This is a genomic window from Brevibacillus formosus (genome assembly GCF_003013405.1).
In the GTDB taxonomy this organism is placed as follows: Bacteria; Bacillota; Bacilli; order Brevibacillales; family Brevibacillaceae; genus Brevibacillus; species Brevibacillus formosus.
This window is the reverse complement of sequence record NZ_PXZL01000002.1, coordinates 26,365-44,212: the sequence shown is the minus strand read 5'-3', so window position 1 is coordinate 44,212 and position 17,848 is coordinate 26,365. Positions and strand designations below refer to the sequence as shown.

Annotated in this window: 19 protein-coding genes, 1 pseudogene and 2 other annotated features; of the genes and pseudogenes, 13 read left to right on the top strand and 7 right to left on the bottom strand. The window is 48.0% G+C overall.

Features of this window, described 5'->3' with window-relative positions; translation table 11 throughout:
• Positions 1 to 19: 19 nt before the first annotated feature.
• Positions 20 to 895 (bottom strand): LysR family transcriptional regulator, encoded by an 876-nt coding sequence (locus tag C7R91_RS03440; protein WP_047073687.1) that lies wholly within the window; start codon positions 893 to 895, stop codon positions 20 to 22.
• A gap of 149 nt (positions 896 to 1,044) precedes the next feature.
• Between C7R91_RS03440 and C7R91_RS03435 the strand changes: the two genes are divergently transcribed.
• The gene (locus C7R91_RS03435) at positions 1,045 to 2,412 is read left to right on the top strand and encodes an MFS transporter (protein ID WP_047073689.1); all 1,368 of its coding nucleotides are present in this window, start codon (positions 1,045 to 1,047) and stop codon (positions 2,410 to 2,412) included.
• A gap of 81 nt (positions 2,413 to 2,493) precedes the next feature.
• Positions 2,494 to 2,762: a binding site (T-box leader), on the top strand.
• Between the two features lie 49 nt (positions 2,763 to 2,811).
• Positions 2,812 to 3,046, top strand: a binding site (T-box leader).
• A gap of 64 nt (positions 3,047 to 3,110) precedes the next feature.
• A pseudogene (locus tag C7R91_RS03430) lies at positions 3,111 to 4,657 on the top strand (2-isopropylmalate synthase).
• Positions 4,658 to 5,113: 456 nt separating this feature from the next.
• Here the strand turns inward: C7R91_RS03430 and C7R91_RS03420 are convergent.
• A complete protein-coding gene (locus tag C7R91_RS03420; protein WP_047073690.1) occupies positions 5,114 to 5,884 on the bottom strand; it encodes a sulfite exporter TauE/SafE family protein in 771 nt (256 codons plus the stop codon).
• Between the two features lie 191 nt (positions 5,885 to 6,075).
• Here C7R91_RS03420 and C7R91_RS03415 point away from each other — a divergent pair, with 191 nt between their 5' ends.
• From C7R91_RS03415 to C7R91_RS03400, 4 genes are all read left to right on the top strand, one after another.
• On the top strand, positions 6,076 to 6,684 hold the full coding sequence (locus C7R91_RS03415) for a superoxide dismutase (protein WP_047073692.1): 609 nt from the start codon (positions 6,076 to 6,078) through the stop codon (positions 6,682 to 6,684).
• A gap of 172 nt (positions 6,685 to 6,856) precedes the next feature.
• Positions 6,857 to 7,651 (top strand): dioxygenase family protein, encoded by a 795-nt coding sequence (locus C7R91_RS03410; RefSeq protein ID WP_047073694.1) that lies wholly within the window; start codon positions 6,857 to 6,859, stop codon positions 7,649 to 7,651.
• Positions 7,651 to 8,532, top strand: a complete 882-nt coding sequence (locus C7R91_RS03405; protein ID WP_047073696.1) for an RNA polymerase sigma-70 factor — start codon at positions 7,651 to 7,653, stop codon at positions 8,530 to 8,532. The genes C7R91_RS03410 and C7R91_RS03405 overlap by 1 nt, the downstream gene beginning before the upstream one ends.
• 82 nt (positions 8,533 to 8,614) lie before the next feature.
• Positions 8,615 to 9,061: a carboxymuconolactone decarboxylase family protein gene (locus C7R91_RS03400; protein WP_047073698.1), complete on the top strand. Its 447-nt coding sequence runs from the start codon at positions 8,615 to 8,617 to the stop codon at positions 9,059 to 9,061.
• Positions 9,062 to 9,129: 68 nt separating this feature from the next.
• Here C7R91_RS03400 and C7R91_RS03395 read toward each other — a convergent pair whose 3' ends face one another.
• Together C7R91_RS03395 and C7R91_RS03390 are read right to left on the bottom strand one after the other, a co-directional pair.
• Positions 9,130 to 9,675, bottom strand: a complete 546-nt coding sequence (locus C7R91_RS03395) for a pyridoxamine 5'-phosphate oxidase family protein (protein ID WP_047073700.1) — start codon at positions 9,673 to 9,675, stop codon at positions 9,130 to 9,132.
• 142 nt (positions 9,676 to 9,817) lie between these two features.
• Entirely contained in the window at positions 9,818 to 10,807 is a 990-nt protein-coding gene (locus C7R91_RS03390) for a metal-dependent hydrolase (protein WP_047073702.1), read from the bottom strand.
• A gap of 159 nt (positions 10,808 to 10,966) precedes the next feature.
• Here C7R91_RS03390 and C7R91_RS03385 point away from each other — a divergent pair, with 159 nt between their 5' ends.
• Complete coding sequence (locus C7R91_RS03385; RefSeq protein WP_047073703.1) at positions 10,967 to 11,257, top strand: MFS transporter; 291 nt, start codon at positions 10,967 to 10,969, stop codon at positions 11,255 to 11,257.
• Between the two features lie 21 nt (positions 11,258 to 11,278).
• Positions 11,279 to 12,385 (top strand): A/G-specific adenine glycosylase, encoded by a 1,107-nt coding sequence (gene mutY / locus C7R91_RS03380; protein WP_047073705.1) that lies wholly within the window; start codon positions 11,279 to 11,281, stop codon positions 12,383 to 12,385.
• A 152-nt stretch (positions 12,386 to 12,537) separates the two neighbouring features.
• On the opposite strand, the gene C7R91_RS03375 is transcribed toward mutY, so the two are convergent.
• Both C7R91_RS03375 and C7R91_RS29260 read right to left on the bottom strand, forming a co-directional pair.
• Positions 12,538 to 12,696 carry a YrzI family protein gene (locus C7R91_RS03375; RefSeq protein WP_106778435.1) on the bottom strand — a complete coding sequence of 53 codons (159 nt, stop codon included), beginning with the start codon at positions 12,694 to 12,696 and terminating at the stop codon, positions 12,538 to 12,540.
• Between the two features lie 137 nt (positions 12,697 to 12,833).
• Positions 12,834 to 12,986, bottom strand: coding sequence for a hypothetical protein (locus tag C7R91_RS29260; protein ID WP_012684760.1), 153 nt, complete (start codon positions 12,984 to 12,986; stop codon positions 12,834 to 12,836).
• Between the two features lie 38 nt (positions 12,987 to 13,024).
• Here C7R91_RS29260 and C7R91_RS29255 point away from each other — a divergent pair, with 38 nt between their 5' ends.
• Positions 13,025 to 13,297, top strand: coding sequence for a hypothetical protein (locus C7R91_RS29255; protein WP_162489000.1), 273 nt, complete (start codon positions 13,025 to 13,027; stop codon positions 13,295 to 13,297).
• 214 nt (positions 13,298 to 13,511) lie between these two features.
• Positions 13,512 to 15,479 carry a methyl-accepting chemotaxis protein gene (locus C7R91_RS03370; protein ID WP_047073707.1) on the top strand — a complete coding sequence of 656 codons (1,968 nt, stop codon included), beginning with the start codon at positions 13,512 to 13,514 and terminating at the stop codon, positions 15,477 to 15,479.
• 49 nt (positions 15,480 to 15,528) lie between these two features.
• Here C7R91_RS03370 and yfhS read toward each other — a convergent pair whose 3' ends face one another.
• A complete protein-coding gene (gene yfhS / locus C7R91_RS03365) occupies positions 15,529 to 15,753 on the bottom strand; it encodes a mother cell protein YfhS (RefSeq protein ID WP_047073709.1) in 225 nt (74 codons plus the stop codon).
• 196 nt (positions 15,754 to 15,949) lie between these two features.
• On the opposite strand from yfhS, the gene fabL reads away from it, so the two are divergent.
• The 3 genes from fabL (at position 15,950) to C7R91_RS03350 (ending at position 17,818) form a co-directional block, all read left to right on the top strand.
• Positions 15,950 to 16,708 (top strand): enoyl-[acyl-carrier-protein] reductase FabL, encoded by a 759-nt coding sequence (fabL, locus tag C7R91_RS03360; protein ID WP_012684763.1) that lies wholly within the window; start codon positions 15,950 to 15,952, stop codon positions 16,706 to 16,708.
• Between the two features lie 111 nt (positions 16,709 to 16,819).
• Positions 16,820 to 17,233, top strand: a complete 414-nt coding sequence (locus tag C7R91_RS03355) for a GNAT family N-acetyltransferase (protein ID WP_007729804.1) — start codon at positions 16,820 to 16,822, stop codon at positions 17,231 to 17,233.
• A gap of 48 nt (positions 17,234 to 17,281) precedes the next feature.
• Complete coding sequence (locus C7R91_RS03350; protein WP_007729805.1) at positions 17,282 to 17,818, top strand: DUF402 domain-containing protein; 537 nt, start codon at positions 17,282 to 17,284, stop codon at positions 17,816 to 17,818.
• The last annotated feature ends 30 nt before the right edge of the window (positions 17,819 to 17,848 follow it).

Sequence of the window (17,848 nt, the reverse complement as noted above, 5' to 3'; positions counted from 1 at the left end):
GTTGGAAAGGGGGGATTCTTCAAGAGTCTAGAGCAAAGTACTGGACGATAAAATCACTGAACTTGCGTGCTGCCAGAGAGAGATATCTTTTTTCGTGCCGAATCATTTGAAAATGTCGCTGGCAGATCGGGTCTTCGATTGGAAGCATGACAAGGTGAGGGTCTTCCTCTCGATTGATACAGCCGTAGAGGGCGATGCCAAGACCGGCGCGGACCAGCTTTTGGATAGAACCGGGATCATCTACCCGACAAGCGAATTTGGGGGTAATCCCTGCTTTTTGAAAGAACTGATCGTACAGCATTTGGATGGGAAAGTCCTCCCTGTAGCCGATAAAGGACTCTTCGGCCAGCTCGCTTAGTCGAATACTGCTTTGCTTGGCTAAGTGATGTGTGCGTGGGACAGCTACGTGAATATCTTCTTTCAATACGGGTGTAGTCAAAATATCCGGTAGCTTGATCGGCAAATGCGTGAAGCAAATATCCACTTCGCCTGACTCCAAGAGGAGTGCCATTTCTTCAATGGTGGCTTGCGTGATCTGGAAATGCACATCGGGATGGAGGGCGAGAAACTTGCCCAACGGTTCTGATAATAGATCCAAGGTCGACGTTGCCAGATGAATACGACCATGCTCCATTCCGGCCAGATCCGATACGACTTTTTGACCTTCCTCCAACAAGTTCAGTGCTTTATCTACACGCTCCAAATATGCCTTCCCAAACGTATTTAGCCGAATACGTCCTCGCTCGCGGTCAAATAACGGAACCCCGACATCCTCTTCCAACCGAGCAATGGTCTTGCTTAGAGCAGGCTGAGCAATTCGCAGCTCTTGGGCGGCTTTCGTCATATGCTGCCACTTGGCCACTGTTCGGAAATAGTGCAATTGCAACAATTCCATACGATTCAACTCCATATACTCAGGTATATCAACTGCATATCAAAAGATATATTTTCGTTTATTTTAAAATCATTATAAACTACATCTAGCAAGGCCAACAATCACCTTCCCGGGAAGAAATCGGTGATAACGAGAGGTGTCTTTCCAATATGCAAACCGAACCACAACAACAATCTGCTGAAAAAGTTCTTCGCGTACTCGTGTTTACGCTCATGATTACGGTGATGAGTGCTACGATGTTCAATATCGTGTTACCGCAAATCCGGGCGGAGTTTCATTTATCCTTTAGCCAAGTAAGCTGGGTGACGTCTGCCTTTTTGTTAATCTATGCGGTTGGAACCGTGATGTACGGCAAGCTGGCTGATTCTTATAAGCTCAAACATTTGCTTACATTCGGGTTGATTCTGTTTGCCATCGGCTCCCTTATCGGATTTTTTGCCGAGAATTATGGCATGGTGCTTTTTGGGAGAATTGTGCAGGCAGCAGGAGCTGCGGTTGTTCCAGCGACGTCTTCCATTATTCCGGTGCGTTATTTTCCCCCGGAGAGTAGGGGGCGAGCTCTAGGGATCTCCATGACTGGGATGGCAATCGGTAGCGCATTAGGTCCCGTTCTTTCTTCTTTGCTGGTCAGTCTGCTCGATTGGAGATGGCTGTTCTGCATGCCGTTGTTCACGCTTTTTGCCGTACCTTTTTTCCGTAAGTATTTGGAGGAGGAGGAACGGGAGGCTGTCAAAATGGATTGGATCGGTGGTGGGCTTCTCGCCATAACGATTGCATTGCTTCTGCTGGCTATTACGAATCAGAGCTTGTTGCTCGCACTGGGGTGCATCCTCTCATTCCTTCTGTTCTTGGTAAGAATTCAGACGACGGCAGAACCTTTTATTCGCCCTGGCTTATTCCGGAGCAAACGCTATTCGCTCGGGCTGGTCATTGCCTTTTTGATGATAGGGAGTGGCTATTCGTTCGCCTTTCTTAGTCCACAGTTGTTGGCCAATGTGAATCATCTGGCACCGGGGCTCATTGGCTTTGTCATGGTACCAGGAGCAATTGTGACCGCGTTTTTAGGGAAAAAGGCTGGGATTCTTGCGGATAAGAAAGGGAATTCGTATTTATTTTATACAGCGTCTGCGCTACTTTTGAGCAGCTTTGTTCTCTTCTCTTCCTTTGCGGGAGTATCCCCGCTCCTCATTGCCGTTTTTCTGATTTTTGGCAATGTCGGACTATCGTTTATGATGATTTCGATGTCAAACGCAATCTCGCAGTCGCTACCGAAGGAACAGATCGGCGTCGGTATGGGACTGTTGGCTATGCTGAACTTTATTGCAGGTGCACTTGCAGCTACCTTGTACGGCAAGTCGATTGATGGAGGAGCTGCTGTGAGCTGGAATCTGCTCAATAGCTATCCAGGAGCGTCGGTCTATAGCAATATTTACTCCGCTTTAGTGCTCGTGATACTGGGTCTCGCTTGCCTTTATTACAGACAGTTCAGCCGCAGCTCAGTGAGAGGGTTCAATTAATTGGGCTATTAAAATTATTTTTATTGCTAGCCTCCATTGACAACCAGATGTAAACCGAATAAAATTTCAAACAATAATAACAATAACGCGAAGAACGGGAACAGTAAGTGGACTGATCTGTTTAGAGAGCTGCGGGACGGTGCAACGCAGTCAGAGAAGCCAGTGAAGCTCGCCCGGGAGCGGCAGGACTGAACGAGATGTAGCGCTGCATCGAGCAGTAAGTTCTGACGGTTAACCTCCGTGATCGGGTTGTGCTGATCGACTAGGATCAGTACATGAGGTGGACTTCTGGCGAGTAGCTGGGGTCAACGAGAGTGGTACCGCGATAGACAAGGTCTGTCGTCTCTTCGATAGAGATGGCAGGCCTTTTTGATTTTCTGATTTTCACAACGACATAGAACAAACGCGAAGAACGGGAGCTAGTAAAGCAAATTTCTTGTCCAGAGAGCTGCGGGTAGGTGCGACGCAGTCAGGAAATGCTCGAATCTCACCCGGGAGCGGCAAGGTTGAAAACGTTCAGTAGATCTTGACGGATCGTCCCACGTCATCGGGACAGCGAGGTGGATTCTCTTCTGAAAAAAGAAGGGATCAACGAGAGTGGTACCGCGGCAGCCAAAAGCCTGTCGTCTCTTGTATATGGAGACGGCGGGCTTTTTTTATTGCGGAAAATACGATTGAAAATTGAGGAGGCATTACCCATGACCAAACGAATCCATATTTTTGATACGACACTGCGTGACGGAGAGCAAGCGCCAGGAGCGTCTCTTTCGCCTGAGCAAAAAATCGTCATAGCAAAGCATTTGGCAGACCTCGGCGTGGATGTCATTGAACCGGGCTTCCCAATCTCCAGTCCTGGTGACTTCATGGCGGTGCAACGTATTTCGCAAGAGGTGCACGGCGTGGAAATCTGCGGCTTTGCTCGTGCGGTGAAAGAGGACATCGACGCTGCCGTTCGTGCTACACAAGCGGCAGAGCGTCGCAGACTCCACATGTTCCTGTCCTCCTCCAGCATTCATCTGGACTTTCAACTCCGCAAGTCGAGAGAGCAGGTGATTAAGATCGCCCGCGAAATGATTGCGTACGGCAAACAGTTTGTAGACCGGATAGAATTTTCCCCGATGGATGCGACTCGTACAGGAGATGAATTCCTGTTTGAGATGATCGAGGCAGCGATCGAAGAAGGGGCAACCATTATCAACATCCCCGATACGGTAGGGTACGCACTGCCAGAAGAGTATGGGGCTATGTTCACTCGTGTCATGAAAAACGTCCGTGGCAGCGACAAGGTAGAGTTCAGTGCACACTGCCACAATGACTTGGGACTCGCGGTTGCAAACAGTTTGGCTGCGATTCGCGCTGGGGTCACCCAAGTCGAGGTAACGGTCAACGGGGTCGGTGAGCGAGCAGGGAACTGCTCCTTGGAAGAGCTGGTGATGGCAATTGAGACGCGCAAAGAAGCATTGGATGCCGAGACTGGCATCAGACCGGAGCACATTTACACCACTTCACAAAAGGTGAGCCGTGCCATGAGCTTCCCGATTGCTTTCAACAAACCAATTGTCGGTCGCAATGCTTTTCAGCACGAAGCGGGAATTCATCAGGACGGTCTCTTAAAAGAGCGTAGCACCTACGAAATCATGGACCCTGAGAGCTTGGGCGTGCCTCGTAACATGATCATTCTCGGAAAGCACTCCGGTCGCCATGCCATCAAGCACCGCGTAAACGAATTCGGGATACAGCTGACCGACGAACAGATGGAGGACCTGTACGTCCAATTTAAAGAGCTGGCTGACAAGCAAAAAGTTGTCCAAGACCATCAATTGCTTGAGCTGGTAGGACATACCGTGAACGCGGTACTGGAGCCATTCACACTGGTCAATGCACAAGTGCTCACCGGGACATCCGGACATCGAATGGCTTCCTGCACAATTACGAACAATGTAACAGGAGAAGAACAAGCATACTCTGGCACCGGAGAAGGACCTGTTGAGGCATTAGTGGCAGGCATCAAGCAGGCGCTGCCGTTCGATGTGTGGAGTTTACGGACATGGAGCTGTATTCATTGTCGTCGGGAGAGCATGCGACAGGCGAAGCGATCGTGACGGTCAGCGCCAACGGAAGTCATTTTAAAGGAGTTGCCGAGCATCGAGATGTACTGATGGCGGTCGCACAGGCGTTTATGGCGGCGAGCAATCAGGCGGTGCGTGATCATCAAGCAAAAACTGTAGCAGTCGGGGCTAATTAAACGTAAGACAAAAAAAGTCAGCCTGTAGATGGTTACAGGCTGACTCTTCATGTGCTTATGGCTGTAGTGGGGAGAAGAATATTTCCAGTCTAGGCTCCAGGCTCCGTCCTGCTGGGGGTTGGGACTGACCGCTGCGAAGNNTTCTTCTCTGTCGTAACTGAATGCATTCTTCAATCTTTTAATGCATTTAAAGCCCGTTTAGGAACGGACAGCTCGTAGAGGAAACAGGAGAAATAAGCGAAGATCTTAGGGACACCGACCGAGACGGAATGCAAAAAGCGAAACACGCTCTTAAGCGTCCACCTCTGAAAAACTTCCTAAATGGACTACTTTGGACGCGGTTTCGCTTTTTGCATGGAGTCGTGCAGTCAATCCCCCAGGGGGTGGCCCTAGAAGCTGAGCGTTTTCTCCTGTTTCCTCCCACCACAACAGCAACGTACAAGAAGGTCATTTAAATCAAGCAGTAAAAATCAACTCATACACCATCTTCACGATCAAGGTAATGGATACGACCAAGAACAACGGACGAACATAACGTACCCCCGTTTTGATGGCCATTTTGGCACCGAGGTTCGCACCCAGCAGCATCGCAATCCCCATGATGAGACCAGTCATGAAGACGACCTTGCCCTCCATTGTGAAGACAAAAAGCGCTGAAATGTTACTGGCCAGATTCAAAATTCGGCCATTACCGGCTGCAATCACAAAATCATAGCCAAACAAAAGCACCATCAGAAAAACAAAGAATGAACCAGTTCCAGGCCCGAAAAATCCATCGTAAAATCCGATTAAAAAGGTAAATGGAATCCCGATGCCGAGCGTAAATTTGGTCAGCCCTTTGTAGTTGGAATCTTGACCGAAACGTTTGTTAAAAAGGGTGTAAACAAAAATGAGTGCCATCATAATAACGACAAGGATTTTCAAAAACTCCTGGGGAACGAACAAAACTGTTTTCGCTCCGAAATAGGCGCCGATCAGCGAGACAGGAAATAAGATCAGCATGAGCTTCTTGTCAAATTTACCGCTCTTGATAAAGGTGTAGGAGCTGGTGGCAGATGAAATCGTGCCAGCCAATTTGTTCGTGCCAAGAGCAAGATACGGGGGCATTCCTAGACCAAGCAGGGCGGGGAGGGAGATGAGTCCGCCTCCACCAACAGTACTGTCGATGAATGCTGCAACGAATCCAAAGACGGCGAGAAGTACGATCGTTGATAAGTCCATTTCCACTAGTAATCACCTGATTCTCTTCGTTTGTAATAATCCAAGTCTAGCACGCTCCTTTTCGTTTGCAAGATAGAAATCTTTGAAATAATAAATAGATTAATATACTTTGCATACCGATTTGTTGAAAAACTTGTTACCTTGCAGTATAATGAACTCGTAAGCTTGACCTACATAATTTGAGGAGGAATGTTACAATGGCACATCAACTTCCTGCATTGCCTTATGCACACAACGCTTTGGAACCACATATCGACGCGCAAACCATGGAAATCCACCACGGACGCCACCATGCTACTTATGTTAACAACCTGAACGCAGCTCTGGAAGCACACGCAGACCTGCAAGGTAAAACTGTAGAAGAGCTCATCAGCAATCTGGATGCTCTGCCTGAGTCCATCCGCACTGCTGTTCGCAACAACGGTGGAGGCCATGCTAACCACACACTGTTCTGGGAAATCATGAGCCCGAATGGCGGCGGCGCACCAACTGGTGAACTGGCTGACGCAATCAACGCGGCTTTCGGAAGCTTTGACAACTTCAAAGCAGAATTCGCAAAAGCAGCTACTACTCGTTTCGGTTCCGGATGGGCTTGGCTGACTGCAGAAGGCGGAAAAGTAGCAATCAGCTCTACTCCTAACCAAGACAGCCCAATCATGGAAGGTAAAACACCTATCCTTGGTCTGGACGTTTGGGAGCATGCTTACTACCTGAACTACCAAAACAAACGCCCTGACTACATCGGCGCGTTCTGGAACGTTGTAAACTGGGATGAAGTTAGCAAGCGTTTCGCAGCAGCGAAGTAATTGTAGCTTTACCAACCATAAGGCTTGTCGTTCTTTAGGAGCGGCAAGCTTTTTTTGTTCAGAATAAAGAAACGGCATCGATTCTGGATACACTTGTAACCATGATGATTATGCGATATAATACTTACAAAAAGTAACTAAGTTTAAAAAGTATAGAGGAGAGTGTACGCATATGATGCCGTCTTTTTTCATTGCACATGGTGCCCCGTTACTTGCCATAGAAAACAATGCATATACAGAAGCACTGAACCAATTGCCTAGCCTGCTTCCACGCAAGCCGCGTGCTATCGTCATATTTTCCGCTCACTGGGAAGCACATGATCAAATGGTGGGAACCATGGACACCTTCCCGACGATTCACGATTTTGGCGGTTTCCCGCAAGCGTTATACGAAATCGAGTACCCGGCAAAAGGAGAGCGTGAAGTAGCGGATGAGACTATCCGACTTCTTCAGGAAGCTGGTATTCCTGTCGCTTTGAACACGACAAGAGGCTTGGACCATGGACATTGGGTTGTTTTGCGCCATATTTATCCGGATGCAGATATTCCGGTTGTTGCCTTATCGGTTAATCCGAACCTGACTGTGAAGGAGCAATACCAGATCGGCAAGGCACTCAGCCCACTACGCGAAAAAGACGTTCTGATCCTCGGAAGTGGCGGAACCGTCCATAATTTTTCCTATATGAACCTGAGAGAGTCCGATGGTGGTACCTTTGAGTGGGCGGTGCAGTTCGAAGACTGGCTGCAAACAACATTGACTGACTGGAATGTCGAGGATCTCGCCAACTATCGCGAGCTTGCTCCACATGCCGAAAAAGCTGTTCCCGTGTATGGAACCGAGCATTTTGTTCCGCTCGTGTACGTCATGGGAGCTGCCGACGATGAACGTACAGCAAAGCGCCTGCATATGAGCATCCGTTATGGAAGTCTCAGTCACACCCTTTGGCAGTTTGGTGATATAAAATAATGACAGTGCGCATGGGGGATGTTTATCGGGAGTATAAGTCATTACTGTTTTCCCTTGCGTACCGGATGACTGGCTCGGTAACGGAAGCGGAGGACATTGTTCAGGATACATTTCTTGCACTCGCAGGTACCGACATCCAAGACATTCACCATGTAAAAAGCTATCTGTGCAAAGCCGTGACCAATCGCTGTCTGGACTTATTAAAATCAGCCCGTTGGAAGCGGGAGCAGTATGTAGGGGAATGGCTGCCGGAGCCGGTAGTAGACGCTTCGGCAACGAATGATCCGTTGCACACTGTGATTGCCGAAGAATCAGTCTCGTATGGCTTGCTTGTTTTGCTCGAGAATTTGTCTCCGCCGGAGCGGGCCGTCTATGTACTGCGTACGGCTCTGGACTACGAATACAGTGAGATTGCTGCGATGCTTGAAAAGACGGAAGCGGGCTGTCGCAAGCTGTTTAGCCGCGCTGGACAAAAGCTGAGAGAAGCAGGGTATCAGGGGGCAGCTCCTCAGTCGAATCGTTCCACACGCTTGGTAGAGCAGCTGATACATGCGATCTCTCAGTCAGATGCAAGGGCTTTGATAGGATTGCTAACTAACGATTCCGTACTTGTCAGTGATGGAGGCGGAAAAGTCAGAGCTGCGCTTCGACCGATTTTCTCGGATGAACGTATTGCTGCCTTCTGGATGGGAGTATGGCCGAGGTGGGCTTCGCGTGCTACGATGCAGATTCGCTCGATAAATGGTCAGGATGGAATTGCCGTCTTTTCCGAAGGCGAGCTGAAAATGATCATCCAGATCACGATGAATGAGGAAGAAGAACGCATCAAGCACATGTACATGATGGTCAATCCAGATAAGTTAGCGCATCTGCAAAAATAAAACGGATTCTTTGTCACAAGATCAAAACTTCACTCGTCTTTGAGGTTGAAAACCAAATTCGAGTGGAGAGGACAGATGAATCATGAAAGCTAGATTGAATCATCATGCAGTTAATCCTGAAGCGTATCAAACCATGCTCAAGCTGGAAAAATTCGTGAATGAAAGCGGTTTGGACAAAAAACTGATTGAGCTGATCAAAATTCGTGCTTCGCAAATCAACGGCTGCGCTTTTTGCTTGGATATGCATACACAGGATGCGCGCAAGCTCGGTGAGACAGAGCAACGCATTTACTTGCTCAGCGTTTGGAGAGAATCCGCGGTTTACACTGAGGCAGAGAGGGCCGTCCTTGCTCTCACTGAGGCTGTCACTGTTATTACAGCTAACGGTGTTCCTGAAGAGCTCTACCAGCAAGTCCGCGAGCATTTTGACGAAAACCAGTATGTCGCACTGATTATGGCGATCAATACCATCAACAGCTGGAACCGACTCGCGATTTCGGCAGGAATGAGCGCTCCATTCTCTTTGTAAGCTGAATAATCATCCAACAAAAAGACACGCCTCTGACAACGGGCGTGTCTTTTTTCTGCTTTCGGCTGCTATACATCCATCTCCACTTTTCTTCCAGGGTAGAACTGTTTCTCTTCGGAGAGTGGATTGCCTTTGGCAGTCAGCACGGTAGGCGTAATCCGGAAGATGGCGGTTGTACTGCCCATCGAAGAACGATACTTGATGACATGCTGCAAAGGCAACGGCTCTGAATAGTAGCCAGGTACGTACTTGTCGATCATGGATTGCATCGCATCGCGCATCTCCTCGGGTTCAGAAACCCGCTCAATGGTTCCGGCGATAAACACACTCATGTAAGCCGTATCGATATGGGCAGGCACAGGTGAGGCGATTGTGCCGTATTCCTCGCAGACACTGAAACATACGCGGTTGTTGCCATTGATCATTTCGATTTTTCTGCCAGAATCCGCGCCGTGAAAATAAATACAGCCATTCCACCAAGCAAAATTCAAAGGCAGGATGTACGGCTCGATTTCATTGGACAAGCCGAGATGGCCGACCTTTGCTACTTGCAAAAACTGGTTAATTTGCTCCTGATCAGTAATGGTACGCTTGGAATAACGAATTGGTATCATGTCGAGTCCCCCAGTCTGTCGTTGTTATTTTGATCGTAGTTGGTATTTGACTAGGAGAAAAGGTGCAATTTCGGCAAAAATGAACGGGTCAGATTGCAAAAAATAACCGCCCTCTATTGGCAGGGGCGGCAGTCTAGTCTTATTACGAGCGTTTTGAATCCAATTTTTTGGTAAGCTGTTCTTCTCCACGGTGGATCCAACCGACGAAGGAATCGCGGATGGTCAGATCAAAATCGAGGTAGACCACAGCGACGAACATGTAGTGACTTTTCCCTTGAAAACGAGAGCGGTAGCGCAGATCAATCCATTTGACTTCATAGCCAAAGGAACGCTCCTTTGTTTCTACATGCACATGATGGGTAAAAGCTAGAAAGGACTGGACTTTGTAACTTTTCTTGGCTGCCGCAATCCGCTCATTTTCCGGTTTGATGGAGAAGGTGTCCAAGACGACGACGTCCCCTGAGATGACTTCACCTACATACCAATGGTGCTCTGTCTTGGCGACGAAGGTCCAATACGTCCAGGAAAGAGTAGGAATGATGGTGAAGGTACCAGCTTTGCCGATTCGCTGGCGAACCAGCTCCGTCGTACGTCTTTGCACCTGACAACGCCAGTAGTAGTATCCGGCAATGATCACGTATATCCATAAAAAGACGTGTCCGGGGTGCGCGCCTGCTGCCCATAGCATAAAGCCAACGAGATGAGCAGCGAAAATGAACGGATCGAAAATGAAAATGGCGTTGAGCGCCACCCATTTGTCGCGAAACGGGTACAGGCCCTTTGTGCCATAGGAATTGAACAAGTCAACAAAGACGTGTAAACAAACGGCCAGGAATATCCAGCCGAGCAAATGCAGCCAATGGGGCTGTGGCATTATGGCCTGGATGAGAACAAAAATGGCTCCAGTCCAGAGAAATAAAGCGGGAACCGAGTGAGATACGCCTCGGTGGTTGCGAATGTAGGCAGCGGTACCACGAAGTCGGACTAAGCCATCCAAATCAGGTGCCTGCGAGCCAATGACCGTACCAATCATGACGGCCACTGCAAGTGACGGAGTAGAAGCTACGACAGGATCAAGATAGGCGAGTCCGGCCAATCCAAAGCCCATGGCAAAATGTGTGGCTGTATCCATGGAATCGTTGTCTTCCTCCCTTCCTTCCACTTTTATTGTTTATTATAGCGTTTGCCAACGGTTAATTCCCGCCCGTTCTGAAAATATTTGTGTGCTTGTTCGCACGGGGTGGTAAGGGTATGATGAAAGCGTTGAATCGTTGAAGGAGGAACATGTCGCATGCTAACGGTTTTCATTGAATACAAGCTGGATACTGAAAAACGAAGTCATGCTCTACAATTGCTCGCCTCGATGGCTGAGCGAATGGAAGCGCTGGGTGCACATCAGTATCGCTTAATGGAGGGCTTGGATCAGCCCGGTCTGTTCGTCGAAACGTTTGAGGTCGAGACTGTTCAAATATACGAAGATATCAAGGCAAACCGATTGGCAGACCAAGACTTTTGCGACTGTATTTCCGGCGGAGCTACGAAACTCCATGTGTGGGCGTTTCGTCCCGTGGAACTGGGTTGAAAAGGAGTAGAATAAAAGGAAATGGCAAGAAAAAAAGAAAGCTTGAAATATACACTTCCTGAACAATTTCATGTGTTTGGCTTTGCCCAGGATTTGCTGGCCTGGTACGACTCACAAAAGCGTGATTTGCCTTGGCGGATCAACAAAGATCCATATCGCATCTGGGTATCGGAGATCATGCTTCAGCAAACACGCGTAGAGACCGTTAAACCTTATTATGCGAATTTCATGGAGAAATTTCCAACGGTGAGTGATTTAGCGAGAGCCCCCGAGGATGATGTCTTAAAAGCGTGGGAAGGACTCGGTTATTACTCCCGCGCCCGCAATCTTCAAGCCGCAGCGCGCGAGGTAACGGTTCGCTATGGAGGAGTTGTGCCGGATACACCAGAAGAGATCGCTACACTAAAAGGTGTCGGACCGTATACAGCAGGTGCCATTCTTAGCATTGCCTATGAAAAGGCGGAGCCGGCTGTGGATGGAAATGTTATGCGTGTTTTTTCACGCCTGCTGTATTTAACGGATGACATTGCCAAGCCTGCCACAAGAATCAAAATCGAGCATCTTGTACGCCAAGTCATTCCTGAGGGAAGAGCGGGGGATTTCAATCAGGCTTTAATGGAGCTGGGAGCGATGGTCTGTGTGCCGCGCACTCCGCAATGCTTGACCTGTCCGGTATTTGACTACTGTATCGCGCGTCAGGAGGGAGTGGCAGAAGAGCTGCCGGTAAAAGGCAAAGCCAAACCTCCACGTCCTGTTGAACTGCAAGTAGGCATTATCATTCGCGATGGCAAAGTCTTGATGAACAAGCGTCCCGATCAAGGGCTTCTCGCCGGCATGTGGGAATTCCCTACTGTTGAAACCGAACAGGAAAGTGATGCTGCCAAGCAGGAGGCACTTGCAGTTGGTTTGCGTGAAAGATTCGGAATCGATGTAGAAGTCATGCAGCCGCTAGGTACGGTTCAGCACGTCTTCTCCCATTTGCAGTGGAACATGCAAGTATGGTCCTGTGACTGGATCGAAGGGGAAGAGCTCCCCGCTCATGCAAGATACGTAGCTTGGGAGGAATTGAATGCTTACACCATCCCGATGGCGCATCAAAAAATTCGCGAGCTGTTGGGACAAAAATAACGATTAGGCAAAGCTGTCGAGCAAGCATTTCTCGGCAGCTTTATTTGTTTATTTCATCAGACCGATGTAACGCAAGCCGGGAGATATCCCACCAATCGGAAAATAAAAAGATCATGCCCCCGCAGACATGATCCTTGTGAAACTGTTTCGTGTTATCGAATCAAAAACTCAGGAAATTGTGTAACGATCTGATGCTTTTGTTCTTCCATACGTTTCAGTGCTTGCTCTTGCATGTATTTCGCTTCAATTTGCTTTGGTGTCAATTTCCGTTTCTCAATAATGACTGTGAAGAAAATCATTGGAATGTACATGAGTGTATCCCTCCCATCCCGTTAGTTTGTTGCAGTCAGCTGCCATCTATCGCTTTGACTCCTGTAAACCTCATCATCTGACGCCGTTGTTTGTTTTTCATACCAAAATCCCTCCTGTGGTCAAGTAGTGGTGTTCATTAAATGCGGCTCACAAATTGTGCTGCTTCAAAAGCATGTTCTTCTGCGCGTTCTTCGAGGTAGCGACAGCGAGCAGATTCTGCGAAAAGTTTCTCTGCTTGTTCCTTATTGCGTTCAATCTTGACTGTGAAAAGCAAAAAGTTCAGTACCATTACCAATCACCCCCTTTCAAGGTGGAAAATGTTAACTGGTGAGAAAGAAAAAGACCACGGGCGAAAGCCTGCGGTCTTCTGGCAACAAAAACGGACATGCCGTTTTGAAGGGCATAGAAAGACCACAAGCAACAACGCCTGTGGTCGGTAATAGACGAAATGGAAATGTTGAAGAGTACGAATACTACTGGAATTCGTCGACCCAGGAGGCGCTGCTATATTTAGTTGGAACATCCACAAGACGATCGAATAGAGCTGGATTTGCATTCATTGCTATCATCATCATGGTGCTGCCTCCTTTCTTTCCGTAGTAGTAGTGGGTGGAACGTACTCTTAGAATATGGCATTTTTTTCTTGTTGTAAAGCGATTTTTTACCTATTTCTAGAAGAAAGTATATTCTGAATATAATAAAAAATAATAAATAATAAATGAATGTGTAGCTCGGTGGGCAAAGGAAGGTTTACAATGAAACATATAGCGGGTATCAATATAGGACATGATACGCAGAAAGGTGATGCTAGCGAATGAAAACCCCCAGACTCACTGTGAAATCCAAGCTAATCGCTACATTTTCCACGATATTAGTGGTTCCCATGCTTTTGCTCGGGATGCTCTCTTATCAGAGTGCCAAGACAGAGTTGTCAAATGAATTGCTTACGACTGCCTCTGAAAATGTTCGATTGGTAGACGCGCTTTTGAATCGGACACTGATGGAGCAATCAAGGAATGTGGGGTGGATCGCTGCTGATATTGTACGCAAAGACATACAGGAAGAGAACAGGATGATCACCAAAAAGAAATTGCAGCGTTTTCTCGCTTTAAACTCGGAAGTGAGTGAAGCGTATATCGGAGACGAGAATGGCGGCATGATGACCGCAACCGATTCCAAGCTCCCGGACGGATTCGACCCGCGAAAGAGAGATTGGTACATAGCAGCCATGAAGCAGCCAGGGAAGACCATCATTGTGGACCCGTACATAGATGCCATTACCGGCAAACTCGTGGTGGGAATGGCAATGGCATTGCCTGATCAGTCCGGTGTTTATGGAATTGATATTCAACTGACAGCGCTGGACGCGACGGTCAAGCAAGCGAAAATCGGTACCCAAGGATTTATGGCGATTTTGGATAAAAACCGAAAAATGCTAGTCAATCCAAATGGGGAGGCTGGCGTTGAGGTTGCAGAGTCCTGGGTGGATACTGTATATGCAAAAGAATCAGGTCGATTACAATTTCAGTACGAAGGAAATCCCGTCCAAGCCGTATTTACTACGAATGAGAACACGGGTTGGAAGCTGGTTGGCGTGATGTATGAAAGCGAAGCAGCAGAAGCAGCAAATCCGATTTTTTACACGATGCTCGTGATTATAATTGCTGCACTGGTGGTAGCTGGCGGAGTCATTTACGTGATTTTGCGATCCTTACTCCGTCCTCTGCGCATGTTGACAGAAGCAGCTGACAAAATGAGCCAAGGGGATGTGACACAACAAGTAGATATACGAAGTGACGATGAGCTGGGTACATTGGGCAAAGCGTTTAACCATATGGCGGAATCTCTTCGTTCCTTGCTCCATTCTGTGAATGATTCTGTCCAGCAGCTGGCTTCTTCGGCAGAGCAGCTCGCAGCAAGTGCGGATCAGACAAGCAAAGCGACAGAACAGATTGCAGAGACCATGCAAGAAATGGCGGAGGGAACCGAGCAGCAAGTCTCCCATACGCAAGAGGGTAACGCAGCAGTCGAGCAAATGTCGGCAAGACTTGGTCAGATCGCAGAGCATACACAAAACGTATTCACCGCAGCCCGGGAATCGTCAGACTTGGCAGTAACCGGAAACAAATCCATTCAATCGGCTGTGCTGCAAATGAATGCATCCAGCGAATCGATTCACAGTCTGGCAAAAGTTGTGGATAATCTGGGTACGCGTTCCCAAGAAATCGGAAACATTGTGGATGTGATCACTGCCATCGCAAATCAAACCAACCTGCTCGCACTAAATGCGGCCATTGAAGCGGCTCGAGCAGGGGAGTATGGACGAGGCTTTGCTGTGGTGGCTGATGAGGTACGCAAGCTGGCAGAGCAATCCGCAAGCTCGGCACAGCAAATTAGTCAGCTGATCACCGCGATTCAAACGGAGACAAGCCATGCTGTCCTTGTTATGGATCAGAGCAAGCGTGAAGTCACGGAAGGTATTGAAAAAGTGAACGAAGCAGGTCAGTCCTTCGAACAAATTCAATCAGCCGTCAATGAAGTAGCAGAGAAAATCGGTCAGGTATCTGAAGCGACACGTGATTTCTCTACGAGGGCACAGCAAGTGGTTGAGATCATTGGTCATATTTCCGAAGTGACACTGCAAGCGTCTGATGGAACACGAAGTGTATCCGCAGCTGCGGAAGAGCAGCTAGCCTCTATGGAAGAGATCGCTTCCTCAGCGGTTTCTCTCGAACAACTCGCGGAGGAATTGCAAAACCAGATCGGCAAATTCCGTATCTAAAAATTAGCCCGGCGCCGTGTTTACATACACGAGCAGCCGGGTTTTTTACTTAATCGTAAATAGGTGACGAGGAATGATCCCATCCCCCGCTGTCTCCATTCACTGGCCCACGGGATTCAAGCTCATGGATGACTTTGACGTGAAGAGAAGCTCCTTCTGCACTGAGGTAAGCTGCCAATTGTGAAAAACTATGATGGTAATAAAGCAGCTCATTCATTTCCCAATCAGCTATTGGCACCATGGTTAATTCGGACAATTCCCGACCTATGTACATCCTGCCATTCCTCCTTATGTGGTAGTGTTTGCCTGATACCGCGAGCTTAGTATGGCTATAGTTGAGAGGATCAAGTCATGCCCAGATTTTTTTCCGTAGGTAGAAAAAGCGCAGGTGGAGTTGTATAATGAATAAGTGATTTTTACATATTAGTACCTGCTATTAATAGTTGGTCAGGCTGGGAGGTAATCTTTTTATGAATACAACGAAAAAAGTAGCACTGGTTACTGGCGGGACGCGAGGAATCGGAAAAGCGATTGCTCTTCAATTGGCGGAACAGGGCTATGACCTGGTGCTGAACTATTTGCGTAACCGCACTGCGGCTAGAGAAGCGGCAGCAGAGCTGGAAGCAAAGGGCGCTCGTGTCCATCTGATCAAAGCCAATGTAGGGGATGTAGCAAAAATCAAAGAATTGTTCGCAGAAATTGACCAGGAATTCGGTCGCTTGGATGTATTTGTGAACAATGCGGCATCGGGTGTACTGCGTCCGCTGATGGAACTGGAAGAAAGCCATTGGGACTGGACCATGGAAATTAACAGCAAGGCGCTGCTGTTCTGTGCGCAAGAAGCGGCAAAACTAATGATCAAGGGTGGCAACGGCGGAAAAATCGTGAGCTTGTCCAGCCTAGGGTCCATTCGCGTTCTCGACAACTATACAGCGGTTGGTGTATCGAAGGCAGCTGTAGAGGCAATTACTCGTTATTTGGCAGTCGAGCTCGCACCGCATAATATTGTAGTAAACGCTGTATCTGGCGGAGCGGTGGATACGGATGCACTCAAACATTTCCCGAATCGTGAAGAATTGCTCGGCAGCTCAGCAGAGCGTACGCCAGCAGGACGCATTGTAGAGCCGGAAGATTTGGCTAATGCTGTGATGTTCTTGCTTTCCGACAAAGCGTGGATGGTTCGCGGACAAACATTGATTGTAGACGGCGGTATTTCTCTTTTGACATAATTATTTATTGTAGATGGAGTATGGAGTTGGAGACTTTGTGGTGTGGCGACACAAGACAAAGTTGTCCGTGTGTTGTACAATAGAGGAAGAAGGTTACGAAGGAGGCAACACATGCTGATTCGTCCGTTTCGACTCGGTGACTATTCGGCTATCACACGTATTTGGCAGGAGACGGGGTTGGACCAATCGGACAAAGAGTCATTGAACGATTTGGCCCAGCATTTGGCTTGGGACAGCGATCTGGTAATGGTTGCAGAAATTGAAGGCAAAGTGGTAGGGGTCGTGGTTGGCACGATCGACGGAGCACGTGCCTATTTCTACCGATTGGCTGTACTTCCAGAGATGCAAGGCTCAGGTATTGGTCGCGAACTCGTTGAAGCAATTGAAAAGCGTTTCAAGCAACGAGGTGTCAATAACGTCTTGATCATGGTCAATCAATCAAATCCGGAAGTCCTTCCGTTTTACCTTTCACTTGGCTATGAAGTACAAAAATATGTTACACTTTCCAAAAAGCTCTCTTCTTAAAGGAGGCTTGTCCCCATTCAAATAGAGAAGAGAAGAAAGGGGAGAGTCATGTCACCAACTCCGGGCTCCAATATCCGCATAGAAAGTTATAAACATGACCATTCGTTGCACCGCATATGGGACAAATCTACGTTGATTCATACCAGTGATGCGGTGGTGATTGGGGGAAATGATCGGGTCAAGGTGACAGAAGCAGACGGACGGGAATGGCGTACGCGTGAACCGGCCATTTGTACATTTGGTAGAGGCCAGTGGTTCAATACCATTGCCATGATTCGTGATGACGGTATTTATTATTATTGCAACATTGGTTCGCCCTTCAGCATGAAGGGACAATTGCTAAGCTACATAGACTATGATCTCGACGTAAAAGTGTTTCCCGATATGACGTACTCGATTCTCGACGAAGAGGAGTTTCTTTTGCATAGCAAACAGATGAACTATCCTCCATTTGTTGTGGAAAGAGTGCAGACAGCATTGCGAGAGGTGCTGGATTGGGTAAGCGCTCGACGTGGCCCTTTTCAAAACGGCTTCGTCCAACGTTGGTACGAGCGTTATCTTTTAGTGCGAGATGATGAGGAATAATCCCTTTCCCGAATGACCGGGGGAGGGATT